Consider the following 15004-nt stretch of genomic DNA (forward strand, 5'->3'; position numbering starts at 1 on the left):
TATTATACCATTTAGGGGGTTTTTTCTGTTTAAATCCGAAGGATGTATTTAATTTCTAATAACTAATTCCTAATTTCGAGATAAAAAGACTAATTAATCGACTTTTTCACCAGTCCCGAACCGTCCCTATGTTTCACTAAAGAAAGGTGAAGATCACACCTTTTTCAGTGGCCTCTTTTTCATCCCGCAGGAGTCTGCGTATATTCATCCGCTACATTATTGCATTGTTCGGTATTTTAGTTAAACACTGTAGTTATGTCCCAGCCTCTTTACTTAATCAAGTTTTTATTTTAACGGATTTATCCTCATAAGCCTCATTGCATTTAATACGACAAGTACAGCAGCTAATACATCGGCTAGAGCAACGAACAGTAACGATGCAAATCCTGGTACAATGAGAATCATAGTAATGAAGTTTATCCCGTTTGAAAACCATATATTTTGTTTAATATTCCGAAGGGTTGCTCGGCTCAATCGAACAGTAAATGGCAGCTTTGTTAGATCATCGGCCATTAATGCAATATCAGCTGTCTCAAGGGCAGCATCTGTTCCAGCAACACCCATTGCTATCCCTAAGTTGGATGTAGCCATCGCCGGTGCATCATTTATCCCATCACCAACCATCGCAATTTTGCCGTATTTCTTTTGAAGCTCCTTCACTGCCTTAACTTTATCCTCTGGAAGTAATTCGGCCCGGAAATCATCAACGCCAATTTTCTGAGCAATTGCTTGTGCGGTTGCCTGATTATCTCCAGTCAGCATAATCGTATGTTCGATCCCAGCTTCTTTTAATCTAGTAATCGCATCTTTACTTAATTCACGTACCTCATCTGCAACAGCAATAACACCAATTAATTTCTCCTTCGTTCCCAAGATCATTGCTGTCTTTCCTTCGTGTTGCAGTCGTTCAATATCCTTTTCGATCCATTTTATATCCATGTTCAACTCGTGAAAAAGTCGAGAGTTTCCGATATAGTAGGTTAGCCCTTCTACCATGCCTTTCGCTCCTTTTCCTGTTATGGAAGAGAAGTCTTCAGCTTCAGGAAAGTCGATTCTCTCACGCTCCGCTTTACGGACAATCGCTGCTGCTAAGGGGTGCTCCGAATATTTCTCTATTGCTGCAGAAATCGCTAAGAATTCCTTTTCCGAAATACCATTCATTGTTATAATATCTGTTACTTCAGGGCGACCTACCGTAAGTGTTCCAGTTTTATCAAAGGCAATAGCCTTGATTGCCCCTGCTTCTTCAAGGAACACACCACCCTTAATTAACACACCATTTTTAGCTGCGTTTCCGATTGCCGAGATAATCGAAACAGGACTTGAAATGACAAGTGCACACGGACATGCGGCGATAAGGAGTGCTAAGCCTCTATAGATCCAATCGTCCCATACTCCTCCAAAAAATAATGGTGGAATAATCGTAAGCAACACAGCAAGTGCAATTACAACTGGTGTATAGATGCTTGCAAATTTGTCTATATACTCTTGACTCTTCGCTCGCTGACCTTGTGCTTCTTGGACAAGATGGATGATTCTAGCTAATGTTGTATCTTCAACTCGTTTTGTTACTTTAACCTGAATAGATCCCTGCTGATTAATCGTACCGGCATAGACTTCATTCCCTACTTCTTTATCAACTGGCATGGATTCACCTGTAATCGCAGCCTGATTAATGGAAGAAGAACCTTTGACGATCAACCCATCCATCGCAATTTTTTCACCTGGCTTTACGATCATACTATCATCCACTTGGATCTCTTCAACGGCAAGACTCATTTCCGTTCCATTTCTTATAATGGTCGCTTCTCTCGGAGCAAGACCCATTAGTGCTTTAATAGAGTTACGAGCCTTCTCCAACGTGTAGACAGAAAGCGTATTGCTGAGGGAGAAGAAGATCACGACTAATGCCCCTTCTATCCATTCCCCGATGGCCACAGCACCAACAACGGCAATTGCCATTAAAACATTCATATCAAAATTCAATTTTTTAAGGCCATAGATCGCACTGCGGGCTGTTTTATAGCCGCCAATAATAATAGAAAGAGCATACAAAGAAATTTCAAGAGTATCAAAACCTGTTAATCCCAAAGTCAAACCAACAAGAAATAGAACTGTGGATAGACCTGTAATAATTGAATCCTTATGGGCTTTTAAGAAGGGCTTAGGCTCATCATCTTCTTTTATACCCATTGGTTTTGCCGTAACGCCTTCTTTTTCTGCTTCTTTCATAACCTTCTCGTGCGGCACATTACCTTCAACAATGAGATTAGAAGCACCAAAGTTAATGGTTGCTTTAATCGTCCCTGGCAATTCCGAAACTCTCTGCTCAACCTGAGCAGCACAACCTGCTCAATGAAGACCGGATAGTAAGTAGGTTGTCCGAGGTGTGGAAGCATTCTCTTCTTTAGCTGTCATGTGATATACCTCCAATCATTTTGCAAATGTGATAACAAATCACCTGTCGTTGGTGTCCTCAGTCACCTCGTTAGTTACGATTTTTCCACCTCTCTACCATGCACAACTGCTGTTTCAACAAGCATTCTGACGTGTTCATCGTCTAAAGAGTAAAAGACTAATTTCCCTTCTTTTCGGCTCTTGGCAATCCCTAAATTACGCAGGTGACGTAAATGATGGGAGACTGTAGCCATCGTTGAACCAATAATGTTGGCTACATCACAAACACATAGCTCTCCTTCCTGTAATAAAGAGTAAGCTATTTTCAATCTTGTTTCGTCAGATAGAGCTTTGAATATGCTTGCTACTGGAGCGAGATTTTCAGCTTCTACTACAGTTGTAACCCGCTTTACCTTTTCTTCGTCATAACAAAAAATTTCACACGTATCATGATTTTGCTTTACCTTTTGACTCATTGCTTCCACCTTCAATCAAATTCTTATTTGATTATAGTCTATGTTTCGTTTTTGAATTTGTCAATAATATAATCAAATGATTGTTTCATTATTAATCATTCCTTGCTACAATGTGTTGAGGGACTGAGGGAATGATAGTCTTTAAGTTTAATGACAAGTATTTAAGAGAGGGTAATGTAATGAAAACTAATTCAAAATCACCAGTTAAAATCTTATTTGTTTTAACAATTGTCATTATAGGTATACTCGTGGCAATCGTTTTATTAAATAACGCAAAATCTTCAAATCAAGATCCTGAAGTTACTGTATTTGAAGAGCAACCACCCATTGAAGGCCAGCCGCTATTTGGTGAGGAATCTGCTCCTGTAACCGTTGTTGAATTTGGAGATTTTAAATGTCCTGCTTGTAAGTCGTGGGGTGAAACGGTTTTTCCTCAATTAATAAATGATTATGTGGATACAGGGAAAGTGAAGTTTTCCTATATTAATGTATTATTTCACGGGGAAGAATCACAAACGGGTGCACTTGCAGCTGAAGCCGTATTAAAGCAATCTCCAGAGAACTATTGGACTTTTCACAAAGCCATATTTGATAAACAACCACCTATGGAGTCACACGATGATTTATGGTTAACGAATGAAAAGGTTCTTGAAATAGCTAGTGCGATTCCAGAAATAGATGTTAAACAGTTACAAGACAGTCTAGAAAATCAAACAGAAATGAATGAAGTAAGTAAGGATAATCAGTTAGTTAATGATTATAATATCGAGCTCACTCCAACTATTATGGTAAATGACATCATGTTAGAAGATCCCTTTGATTATGAAAAAATTAAAAGTCTGATTGAGCAAGAATTAGAAGGAAAATAGGCCATGGCATACATCAGACAATACGCTCTATACATTGCTTGGTTAGTATCAGTTGTAGCAACACTCGGCAGCCTCTATTTTAGTGAAATCAAAGAGTTTATCCCTTGTGAGTTATGCTGGTATCAACGAATCTTCATGTATCCATTAGTTGTCATACTAGGGATAGGTACATTTCAAGATGATTCATCTGTAAAAAAATTTGTTTTACCGCTGGCCATAATCGGTTGGAGTATATCGTTATACCATTATTTGATTCAAAAAGTTCCCGGATTTGCTCCAATTAAACCATGTGTAAGCGGGGTCCCTTGTAGTGCTGAGTATATTAACTGGTTAGGGTTCATGACTATTCCTTTTTTAGCGTTAACAGCCTTTTCTCTGATTATCATATTTCTAACACTGGCAAAAACAAATAAAACGAACGAATAAGATGAACCATACTTATTTACCGGACAATTCCGTATTCTAGCAGCGTATTTCGCAAGGTTCGTTCCGTTTAATTTTTCATTTGGCGTTTATAGTAATCACACCTTAGAAATTAACCTAAATATCAATAAAAAACCAAAACGCATCGATATTCGTACATGTGCTTTGGTTTTTATTTTACTTGAATTCGATTTTGGAAAATTGTTTCAATATAGCCTAAAAAAATTTTTTATTAGATACTGTATTTTCCAATCTTAAGCTTATGCAAGAATCTTTTGTGCTCTTTTATTATAGGAGAGTGTCCTAATCACTCCCCTTTACCTAAAAAGAAATGCCACTCTTGGTTCTCACCTTTTAACCTTTATTCTTATGATTCCCTTTATTGTTGTCACCGCTAGCTGGAGTTTTCCCGTGTAATTCTGGTGCGTTTTGATTGCGGCTGCCGCCTTTATTATATTTTTTGGTCATATTTCACAACTCCTTTCTTCATTCTTCCTTCAGTTTATCCATTTTTAAAAATCATATGTTCTTTCTATCCATACCTATAGACTCCAATCTTTGGTTCGTACAGACTGTTTTTAGTGAGCCAATCCATAAATGATAAACGCAGAATGGGGCAATCTAAGCTATAAATGGGAGGTATGAAAAATGATCGCTTATTTTGGTACGATGAATGAAGTTGAAGATTTCACTAGTGAAGAAAAGATTCAAAACACAGATAAGGTGATTGGTACTATTGGATTTTGGCTTACATCTGATATTCAATCAGCCAAACCATATGCAATAGGGACGGAGACGGTATTTCAAAAGTCTGAAACGGAATTCTGGGAAGATGGAAAGCCTGTCGTTATTCAAATTGATCAGCCAGTAACTGGCTTTATTTACAAATTATTTTTAGATGAACCAAACCTTAAAATATATGATTCAAATACCATGGATTCATTTGATTTGTTTATGAATGATCGTGACAAATATTGTGAATATATTCGTGCTAGAAAAAGAAACTTTACCTGGAAAGATGACGCCACCCTCTTAAATATGGAAGAAGCCAATGAAAATTTCCGAAACAACCTCATTTCACAAGGATATGAAGGGTTTGTCATTCAAAATTACAAACTCAAAAATGGGGTGATCGATTTGTATTGTCTTTTCACATTGAAATCTCCGCTTATTTCAGATCGTATACCGGTAGAAATGTTGTAGCTTGAAACAACGTCACTGCCTACTCTTGAAATCGCATAAATTTCATTGAATTTTCTGTTCCCCTCGCCTTTCAGTTGAGTTTACTTCATTAATACTTCCTCCCTCTTAAATCCTTAACTCACTTTGAAACTACTATTCTTCTTATTACGTATAAAAATAATATTACTCACACAGGAGGTTTCTAAAAATGTATGAATATAAGTTTGCGAAGGTGGATCTTAGTAATTGGAACGGAAAGCCCAATTAATATTAGTTCTCTTTTAAATTACATAGAAGAGAGAGCATCCCTTGTTGAAAGAACGCTCGCTACCTCAAACTTCCTTTATTTTTCTACGGCCAAAGGGTACTGATCCATATAACCTGCTCTATCATAGATTTACACTGTCTTCACCGTATTTTAATAGTTCTGCCATTAATCGAGTATCATGTACCCCAAATCCCTTCTTCGGACTGAGCAAAAATAGTAATTGAGGAATTACTCTTCTTGAGAATTAGACTTACTTTATAATCTTCTCATTCACCAATAATGAACGTTATCGAAAATATTAAAGCGTTGGTTGTTTCTTTCTTATGAAGAAAAAGAACGGACCCAGTATCGAAATCCTATACAATGGTGCTTTAAATCTAAATAAGAAAAAAAGCAAGGTAGGAGCACTTAATTTCCAGACAAGCAATGGTCTCTTTGAGTATATATAACCGAAGCTAAACAGAAAAATATAGATGAGCCATGACCAAAAAATGTTCCAGCCATTTTTGAAGAAAAGCATTTTTGTTTTCAATCCAATAAATTCCCAGAAAGCACATTTGAAAGACCATTTAAGAATATGCTTAATTTGTAATTTCACGTTCCCCTGTGGAAGGTCTTTCATGCATAATAAGAACAGTAACGGCGTGATAAAGAAGATATGGATAACACGTAATCCTTTTAAATTCAAACAATTGGATTGAAACTCCCACAGGATTCGTCGTTTAAAAAAATAGTAATAAGAAGAATTAATAAACATAATGTACGTTAGTGCTTTCAAGAATTTTGGTAAGAGTCGCCAGGTTTCTTTTCGTAAATTTAAATAAACAAGGAATGTAGATAGTATGATATGCCGCATGACATGATCCTTTCAACAAGTGGTAGACTGGTACAGCTATAGTTTACGCATAATCACCATCTTAATGTAAGTAAATGTAAGAAGGATAGATTTATATTAAAACCCTCGGAAGAAAACATTTCAATGAAAAAAACCTAAAATTGCTTGAAGTACAACTAAAAAAGCTCGGTGAAGTGATTTTGACCAAGTACCACATACCTGTAATGCAATCTAGTCATACAACTTCTTGATTGTTGAATCTTCTTATACATCATTAAGTTTAATAAGAAATTTAATTACCGGTTAGAATAACTCTATAATTATTTACTTGGGGTTGTCGTAATGAAAATGCATAATAAACAAATACTTTTAATTGTATTCATATTAATTTTAAACATCTTAGGTAAAACATGGGCAAAGTTACCTAAGAACTATAATAACCTTGTATTTGTAAGCTTTTTTAATGCCAGCTATTATTACATATACCAAAGAAAACTCTTATGGGAGTTCTCCCCAAACGGTATACCCATAAATGTATTGAGAGCTTTACATATCTTTTTTGTTACGCCTTTTCTTGTTTTATTATTTTTGTCCAATGCCCCGCAAAAAGTCCGTTCAAAGATTGCATATTCGATTAAATGGACAGTTGTCTCTACTGTCATCGAAAATCTTTTACATAAGGAGAGGGTGATACAGTACAATCATCATTGGAATAGCTTATGGTCTAGTCTAGTCTATCTATTGATGTATACTTGCAGCCTGATTTTTAAATCGAATCCCTTACTGGCACTGGTGATTTCTGTTCTGTCTCTTTCCTTTTTTATAGTTAAGTTCCCTGTTCACTTCAACAATCGCTTTTTAAAAGGGCCTATGCATATATTCTGGCAGAGGAGGTCACCTTTATATAATAAATTTTTACAATTATTAACCGAATCTAAAATACCTGGTTTTTAGATTTGATCTTTGGAAGTTTCTATGTTTAACACACACTTTAGAGAAGAGAAACTTAACATTTCTTACTGTTGGAGTGTTAATCAGCTTTGTTGCCTTAATTCGAAAACCTCCCACAAAAGACTGGTTAATCGTTTTTTTGTTCAAGGCGTTTATATCTTCCATTATGGATAACTACATCGTTAAAAAAGGGTGGGTTAAATATCCTGTTTGTATTTCTAAATGGTTGATATTAGCTTAATCTCTGATTATCTACTATTCCCTTTATTTTGTATATATTATAATCAATCAACAAAAAGCTCTAGTATCGCCGTCACCTTTTTTAAAACGTTTATGTTCAGCATTCCAATGACGATTATTGAATATTTGTTAGAGCCAAAAACAAACCTCATTAAGTATCAAAAAGGGTGGACGCGTTGTCCAAGTTTCTCTTTAGCCTCATCAGGTATACCCTCACCATTATCTTTACCTATATTCCAATACCATGGATTCATTTGATTTGTTATGAAAATGATCGTGACAATATATTCGTGCCAGAAAAAGAAACTTTAACTGGAAAGATGATGTTACTCTCCTAAATATGGAAGAAGCCAATGAAAATTTCCGAAACAACCTCATTTCGCAAGGGTACGAATGATTTGTCATTCAAAATTGCAAACTCAAAATGGGTTACCGACTTGTATTGTCTTTTCACATTGAAATCTCCGCTTATCTCAGATCGTATACCGGAAGAAATGTTGTAACTGAAACAACGCCAGTGCCTATTATGTTCACTCTAGAATTCTATAAATCTCTTTGAATCATCTGTTCCCTCGCCGTACATTTGAGTTCAATTAATACTCCTTCCCTATTAAATCCTCAACTATAAAGAGACGATTACATTTGACGACGTAATCGTCTTTTTATTGTTGTGTATAGCTAGTATTGTGAATCCCGCAAAAAATAACCACTATAAAAGATATGTGGTAATTCAACTAAAGCTGTTAGATGATGCTAAGGATATCTATTTTCCTTTTATCACAAGTCCTAGGAAACAGGAGAACCGTCCCCTTGTTTCCTTTCTTTTATTAATGGTAATTCAATCGAAAACACTGTTCCCTTACCAACTTCTGATGTAAAGTCAATTTTGCCATTATGTTGTTCTATAATTTTATAGCAAGCCATTAAGCCAAGCCCAGTGCCTTTTTCTTTTGTCGTATAAAATGGCTGTCCTAGTTTCTCTTTAACCTCATCAGGTATACCCTCACCATTATCTGCGATTTTAATATATACACTTTTGTCAGTGCGGTCGGTTGAAACAGTGACGTACCCATGATTGTCTAACGATTCAATGGCATTTTTTATTATATTCATAAACACTTGTTTCAATTGTTGCTCATTGCAATGACAATACAGCGCTTGTTTAGCTGCTTCGAAATTTATTGAAACATTATCCAAATTAGCTTGTGACTGCATGACAATACAAACATCCTTCAAATATTTACCTACATCAGCAGCTACTAATTTTTGAGAAACTGGCTTACCTAGTATTAAAAGTTCACTTGCAATCGTTTCGATCCGATCAATTTCTGAGTCAATAATGGAGTATATATCTAAATCAGATATCATTCCTTCTTGCTGGAGTTTCATAAATCCCTTTATTGTAGTTAGAGGATTTCTGATTTCATGAGCAATGCTCGCAGCGAGTTTTCCAATTATGGAAAGCTTCTCTGAATTTATGTAAAATTCTTCGGATTTTTTCCTCTCCGATATATCACGGCACACCGTGAGGATATAACAATCCCCGTTTTCGACTAACATATCGGTCTTTATCTCAACAGGTATAAGACTCCCATCCTTACAAATATGGATAGTTTCAAATATTGTTGTTTCATTATGGTAAATAGTATCAAGTAATTTCAAGAATTCCTTTTTTTCATGAACATCAATATCAAAAGGAGTCAGGTTCAACATTTCTTCATATGTGTATCCTAACCGCGAATATGCAACTTCATTTACTTCAATGAACTTTCCAGACAATCCATCTTTAGAAAACTTAAAATAATAAACGGCATCTGAAATACTATTAAATAGTTGTTTAAATCTCCTCGTTTTATTCTCAAGGTCTTTGTTCAAATAATCAATTTCGGAATCCATTTTTGATTGTGTAGAGAGAGAAGGAAATATGGTACCAGACTTTTCATAAAGTGGCGAAACGATTAAATCGGTATCTGTCATAAAATAATCATGATTTTTTAATAGTTTCATAAGTAAATTGGCCGGGGTTTTCATACTATCATACGCACATACAGAAATCATACGACTTGCTTTCGTTCCACGGTCTCCATTTTGTTCAAATTTCTCCAGTTTAGAAATAATCCCTTCTTGTTTTCGCCAAACGACTTTTGCCCAAATTTGAATCGTTCGATCATTTTTAGGAAAGGATTGAAGAATATGTCCAAAATTTCTGCTAACTACTTCGCTATCAAAATCTCTTTGAATCCCGTAATATCTATCACACTCTTCAAAGAAAACATACTGTAAATCTTCAATAGAATACGCTTTCAAAAGTTCTACTTTTACAGCTTCATAAATTGTAGGTTCATCTATTATAATGATGGTATTTCCCTGCATTATACCGTCTATCACATAAGCAACTAAATTATCTATATAAAGTAATTTATTAGTAGAAAAATATAGAATATGTCCACCGTTCTCTATTGTAAAATCTTTTTTTATATTAAGACTCTGAATGCTCATCAATTTCCTCCAAGATTATAAGATTTTATGTGAATTATGATGAATTGAAGTATTGCTAAACTCTCTATGCATCAAACTTTTGAAGTTATTTACATTTATTTTATCATTTTAAATTGTTAAAAGTATTTCTTTTCTAAGAATATCATGCAATGCCAAACCTATATTGACATCTTGAGCATTAAACGCAACTGGTATTACAATTCCCATTTAACTTTTCTGTTATTTTACCAACATAAAGGTCATTTCTCCATGTAAATTAGTCATATTACCCTTCGCATTTTCTATGAAATATTCTAACTTTCGTGAAATCTATCAAATCACAGGTACACACCTAAACACCTTTCTTTAACTAATTAATACAATGGGAAAGGAGGTGTGAAAATGGATAATAATAACTCTATATCTATTAGTCTTTGTATGATTGTCAAGAATGAAGAAGAAGCGTTGGGGGATTGCTTAAAATCTATAAAGGATATCGTTGATGAAATCATTATTGTTGATACAGGATCAACTGACCGCACAAAAGAAATTGCAAAAGCTTTTACAAATTGCATTTATGACTTTACATGGATCAATGATTTTTCAGCAGCTAGGAACTTTGCTTTTTCAAAAGCTACGAAAGATTATATATTATGGCTTGATGCCGATGATCGATTAACTGAAGATAATCAACAAAAATTTCTAGATTTAAAAAAAACGCTAACATATGATGTCGATGCAGTATCAATGGAGTATCATCTTTCATTTGATGATGCGGGAAACCCTACATTTAGTTCAAGGCGAAATCGTCTTGTTAAAAGGGAAAAGCAGTTTAAATGGTATGGAATTGTCCATGAATATTTAGAGGTTTCAGGAAACATTCTTCGTTCGGATCTATCCGTCTCTCATAACAAGGAAAAAGAACATAATGATAGAAACTTACGTATTTATGAAACCGCACTAAAGTCAGGGGAAAAACTCCAGCCAAGAGATCAGTATTATTATGCAAATGAATGCTTAGACCATGGCTTGTACGATAAAGCAATAAAATGGTACACAACGTTTCTAAGTGGAGGGAAGGGCTGGAGCGAAGATAATATCCAAGCTTGTGGAAAACTAGCTGATTGTTATCTTCACCAAGAAAAATGGGACAATGCCATTCGTTCCTGTATCGACTCTTTTCTTTATGATGGACCTCGAGGAGAAATTTGTTGCCGACTTGGATATATCTATTTAGAGAGAAATGATTTATTACAGTCGATCTCATGGTATAAGATTGCAACAATGGTTTCCCTGCCGGAGCATAGTCCATTTATAAATCGAGCCTGTTACACTTGGTTACCTCACCTTCAGCTCTGTGTTTGCTATGATCGACTTGGTGACACACTAACAGCCAAAAAGCACAATGACATCGCAGCATCCTTCGTTCCAAATAATCCTTCTGTTTTGTATAATCAAGAATATTTACGATCAAAAGAAAAATAATGAGAAAATACGCAACAGTGAACCGACCTAGCCAAATGAAACACATATAATACACCTTTAGGCTTCCAAAACTCCCGATACTTTAGGAGTGAGGTAGCCTAATTTGTCTTGATATCTCTGCAATCAATTTTGCAAACTCCTTTATAATGTAATTTTTCTTTATTTAAAAGATATGTATAAGACTTAAGTATGGCATGTAATCTTTTTAGAATATAATGTGCAAAAAAAATCACCCCTTATTTATATGAGGGGTGATTAATTGATAAATGAGTTGCTATTCTATCAAACACATTTGATGCACTTATTATCTAAAGGCTAGACAATTATATTCCTCGTTAGAACCCTTATCGACCAAAGTAATTCTCGCTAAAGCCTATTGATCTAATTTTTTAATAACAATAGAAGCATTTACGCTTACTTGTGTCCCTCCTGTCAAAGTCTGAAGAGTTACTGCAGCGGTAGAAGTATGGTTCCGAAGGGTAAGAACATCCCCGGATTCTATTGCGATTATTGCCTGACCGTTGTTTTGCTGAGTACCAGCACCTGAACCGTAGACTGTTCCCTCAACCTGCACACCATTTAAAAATAGTGCGAATTGGCTTGGTTGTACACCCGATACAGAGAAAGTAACCTCATAGTCCCCCTCACTAGTAACTAAAATCTCAGAACTTCCAGGGGCATGCGTAATTCCAGCTGTAGTTATTCCAGTTGAGTCAAAATCAACATCATCCTCTATAGCTACAACTTGAGCACCTAGGTTGTAAATATATCCGTATTGGGATAACCCACCAGGTTCACCGGTTGGTCCGGTTGGTCCGGTTGGTCCGGTTGGTCCGGTTGGTCCGGTGGCTCCGGGTTCTCCCGTTGGCCCAGTCGCTCCAGTTGCTCCGGGTTCTCCAGTCGCCCCAGTCGGCCCAGTTGCTCCGGTGGCTCCGGGTTCTCCTGTTGGCCCGGTTGCTCCGGTGGCTCCGGGTTCTCCAGTGGCCCCAGTCGGCCCAGTTGCTCCGGTGGCTCCAGGTTCTCCAGGTTCTCCAGTGGCCCCAGTTGCTCCAGTCGCTCCAGTTGCTCCAGTCGCTCCGGTTGCCCCGGTTGCTCCAGGCTCTCCAGTGGCTCCGGTTGCTCCGGGTTCTCCCGTTGGCCCAGTGGCTCCGGTTGCTCCGGGTTCTCCTGTTGGCCCGGTTGCTCCGGTGGCTCCGGGTTCTCCAGTCGCCCCAGTCGGCCCAGTGGCTCCGGTTGCTCCAGGTTCTCCAGGTTCTCCAGTCGCCCCAGTTGCTCCAGTGGCTCCGGGTTCTCCCGTTGGCCCAGTTGCTCCAGTTGCTCCGGGTTCTCCCGTTGGCCCAGTTGCTCCAGTTGCTCCGGGTTCTCCCGTTGCTCCAGTCGCTCCAGTTGCTCCGGGTTCTCCCGTTGGCCCAGTCGCTCCAGTTGCTCCGGGTTCTCCAGTCGCCCCAGTGGCTCCGGTTGCTCCGGGTTCTCCAGTTGGCCCAGTTGCTCCGGTTGCTCCGGGTTCTCCGGTTGGCCCGGTTGCTCCGGTTGCTCCGGGTTCTCCAGTGGCCCCAGTCGGCCCAGTTGCTCCGGTTGCTCCAGGTTCTCCAGGTTCTCCAGTGGCCCCAGTTGCTCCAGTCGCTCCGGGTTCTCCCGTTGGCCCAGTCGCTCCAGTGGCTCCAGTCGCTCCGGTTGCCCCGGTTGCTCCGGTTGCTCCAGTCGCTCCGGTTGCTCCGGGTTCTCCGGTTGGCCCAGTTGCTCCAGTGGCTCCGGGTTCTCCAGTCGCCCCAGTTGCTCCGGTTGCTCCGGGTTCTCCCGTTGGCCCAGTTGCTCCAGTTGCTCCGGGTTCTCCTGTTGGCCCGGTTGCTCCGGTGGCTCCGGGTTCTCCAGTCGCCCCAGTTGCTCCGGTTGCTCCGGGTTCTCCCGTTGGCCCAGTTGCTCCAGTGGCTCCGGGTTCTCCTGTTGGCCCGGTTGCTCCGGTGGCTCCGGGTTCTCCAGTCGCCCCAGTCGGCCCAGTTGCTCCGGTTGCTCCAGGTGCTCCAGGTTCTCCAGTCGCCCCAGTTGCTCCAGTGGCTCCGGGTTCTCCCGTTGGCCCAGTTGCTCCAGTTGCTCCAGTCGCTCCAGTCGCTCCTGTTGCTCCGGGTTCTCCGGTTGCCCCAGTTGCTCCAGTGGCCCCAGTTGCTCCGGTTGCTCCGGATTCTCCCGTTGCCCCAGTTGCTCCAGTCGCTCCGGGTTCTCCCGTTGGCCCAGTTGCTCCAGTTGCTCCGGGTTCTCCCGTTGCTCCAGTGGCTCCAGTCGCTCCAGTTGCTCCGGGTTCTCCCGTTGCTCCCGTGGCTCCCGTTGCCCCGGTTGCTCCGGGTTCTCCCGTTGGCCCAGTTGCTCCAGTTGCTCCAGTTGCTCCAGTCGCTCCGGTTGCCCCAGTTGCTCCTACTGGACCTCTTCTTCCTTTCTTACCTCTCTTTCCTCTCTTTCCTTTCTCACATCTCTTACCATAATTTCCTTCATCCCAATCTTTTTCCTTCTCCTCTTTCGAACAAGTTGGTTCTTCTGGGCAAACTGATTCAAAATGAACACCATTGATCATAAAATAAGAATTTTTATTAGACAAACAGCTTCCCCCTTTCATCCTCATTTTCCCTCTCTTATCTCTCGAACTCAGATAATCCGACAATTTCTTTCCCCCTTCAATTTCAAATTAGTTTCCCTACTAATCTATTTCTGTGAAAAAATCATGTATAGATACTTGTCTCCAAGGTAGAAAATATAGTTGATATAACTATAATAGGGCTGTTCATTTAATAAAGAGCAAAAAAAGTGCAGCTACTCTAAAAACTGCTACAATTAAGAAAATATATTAAATGAATTCTAATTTAGTAAGGAAGCATATCTGCTTACAGTAGATATGTACCCCGTGGGTCTAGACCCCTTCAACTAAATAATTAGCCCCTACTTGTAGACAGATGTCAGGATGGTTTGGAATCTGACCTTATAATAAAAAGCGGAAAGTTCAAGAGAGAAGTAAAAACAGATACGGATGAAGCTTATCTCTGCAAGTTGTTCTATATAGAAGAGCTGGAACCATATTAGAAGTGCGGGCGGGATTCAACTACTAATCCAAACGAAACTTCAATTTCAAACAATACACAAAATACCTCCTAGAAAATGAAAACTCCTGTCAAAAATGACAGGAGTAAATCCGTTTACTAGAAGGGACATAGGGACGGTTCCATTGTTTCCCTCTACACTATAATATCTAACTTTTTAGTTATCGAAAAAAACACGAGAACCGTCCGGGACTGGTGAAAAAGTCGATTAATTAGTCTTTTTATCTCGAAATTAGGAATTAGTTATTAGAAATTAAATACATCCTTCGGATTTAAACAGAAAAAACCCCCTAAATGGTATAATAAGTGCGACC

The 15004-nt window shown here is 38.8% G+C and carries 10 protein-coding genes; 6 read left to right on the forward strand and 4 right to left on the reverse strand.

Going from position 1 to position 15004, the window contains the following annotated elements; genetic code table 11:
- Positions 1-285: 285 nt before the first annotated feature.
- Both J7W16_RS21465 and J7W16_RS21470 read right to left on the reverse strand, forming a co-directional pair.
- Entirely contained in the window at positions 286-2313 is a 2028-nt protein-coding gene (locus J7W16_RS21465; protein ID WP_210599490.1) for a heavy metal translocating P-type ATPase, read from the reverse strand.
- A gap of 179 nt (positions 2314-2492) precedes the next feature.
- Positions 2493-2873 (reverse strand): ArsR/SmtB family transcription factor, encoded by a 381-nt coding sequence (locus J7W16_RS21470; protein ID WP_210599491.1) that lies wholly within the window; start codon positions 2871-2873, stop codon positions 2493-2495.
- 179 nt (positions 2874-3052) lie between these two features.
- On the opposite strand from J7W16_RS21470, the gene J7W16_RS21475 reads away from it, so the two are divergent.
- From J7W16_RS21475 to J7W16_RS22580, 5 genes are all read left to right on the forward strand, one after another.
- Complete coding sequence (locus J7W16_RS21475) at positions 3053-3742, forward strand: DsbA family protein (protein ID WP_210599492.1); 690 nt, start codon at positions 3053-3055, stop codon at positions 3740-3742.
- A 3-nt stretch (positions 3743-3745) separates the two neighbouring features.
- Positions 3746-4168: a disulfide oxidoreductase gene (locus J7W16_RS21480; protein WP_210599493.1), complete on the forward strand. Its 423-nt coding sequence runs from the start codon at positions 3746-3748 to the stop codon at positions 4166-4168.
- Between the two features lie 645 nt (positions 4169-4813).
- Positions 4814-5368 carry a hypothetical protein gene (locus tag J7W16_RS21485; RefSeq protein ID WP_210599494.1) on the forward strand — a complete coding sequence of 185 codons (555 nt, stop codon included), beginning with the start codon at positions 4814-4816 and terminating at the stop codon, positions 5366-5368.
- Between the two features lie 1430 nt (positions 5369-6798).
- Positions 6799-7404, forward strand: coding sequence for a CBO0543 family protein (locus J7W16_RS22575; protein WP_419095874.1), 606 nt, complete (start codon positions 6799-6801; stop codon positions 7402-7404).
- A 219-nt stretch (positions 7405-7623) separates the two neighbouring features.
- Positions 7624-7899 (forward strand): CBO0543 family protein, encoded by a 276-nt coding sequence (locus J7W16_RS22580; protein ID WP_419095873.1) that lies wholly within the window; start codon positions 7624-7626, stop codon positions 7897-7899.
- A gap of 528 nt (positions 7900-8427) precedes the next feature.
- On the opposite strand, the gene J7W16_RS21490 is transcribed toward J7W16_RS22580, so the two are convergent.
- Positions 8428-10140 carry an ATP-binding protein gene (locus J7W16_RS21490; protein WP_210599495.1) on the reverse strand — a complete coding sequence of 571 codons (1713 nt, stop codon included), beginning with the start codon at positions 10138-10140 and terminating at the stop codon, positions 8428-8430.
- 381 nt (positions 10141-10521) lie between these two features.
- On the opposite strand from J7W16_RS21490, the gene J7W16_RS21495 reads away from it, so the two are divergent.
- Complete coding sequence (locus J7W16_RS21495; protein ID WP_246880148.1) at positions 10522-11604, forward strand: tetratricopeptide repeat-containing glycosyltransferase family 2 protein; 1083 nt, start codon at positions 10522-10524, stop codon at positions 11602-11604.
- A gap of 373 nt (positions 11605-11977) precedes the next feature.
- Here J7W16_RS21495 and J7W16_RS22335 read toward each other — a convergent pair whose 3' ends face one another.
- Positions 11978-14194: a collagen-like protein gene (locus J7W16_RS22335; RefSeq protein ID WP_346726986.1), complete on the reverse strand. Its 2217-nt coding sequence runs from the start codon at positions 14192-14194 to the stop codon at positions 11978-11980.
- Positions 14195-15004 lie beyond the last annotated feature (810 nt).

It is taken from the genome of Halalkalibacter suaedae, from assembly GCF_017939705.1.
Lineage (GTDB): Bacteria > Bacillota > Bacilli > Bacillales > Bacillaceae_D > Halalkalibacter > Halalkalibacter suaedae.

Coding starts and splice junctions, on each gene's coding strand:
- J7W16_RS21470 (WP_210599491.1), bottom strand. CDS start 2,873: ATGAGTCAAAAGGTAAAGCAAAATCATGATACGTGTGAAATTTTTTGT.
- J7W16_RS21475 (WP_210599492.1), top strand. CDS start 3,053: ATGAAAACTAATTCAAAATCACCAGTTAAAATCTTATTTGTTTTAACA.
- J7W16_RS21485 (WP_210599494.1), top strand. CDS start 4,814: ATGATCGCTTATTTTGGTACGATGAATGAAGTTGAAGATTTCACTAGT.
- J7W16_RS22580 (WP_419095873.1), top strand. CDS start 7,624: ATGGTTGATATTAGCTTAATCTCTGATTATCTACTATTCCCTTTATTT.
- J7W16_RS21490 (WP_210599495.1), bottom strand. CDS start 10,140: ATGAGCATTCAGAGTCTTAATATAAAAAAAGATTTTACAATAGAGAAC.
- J7W16_RS21495 (WP_246880148.1), top strand. CDS start 10,522: ATGGATAATAATAACTCTATATCTATTAGTCTTTGTATGATTGTCAAG.
- J7W16_RS22575 (WP_419095874.1), top strand. CDS start 6,799: ATGCATAATAAACAAATACTTTTAATTGTATTCATATTAATTTTAAAC.
- J7W16_RS21480 (WP_210599493.1), top strand. CDS start 3,746: ATGGCATACATCAGACAATACGCTCTATACATTGCTTGGTTAGTATCA.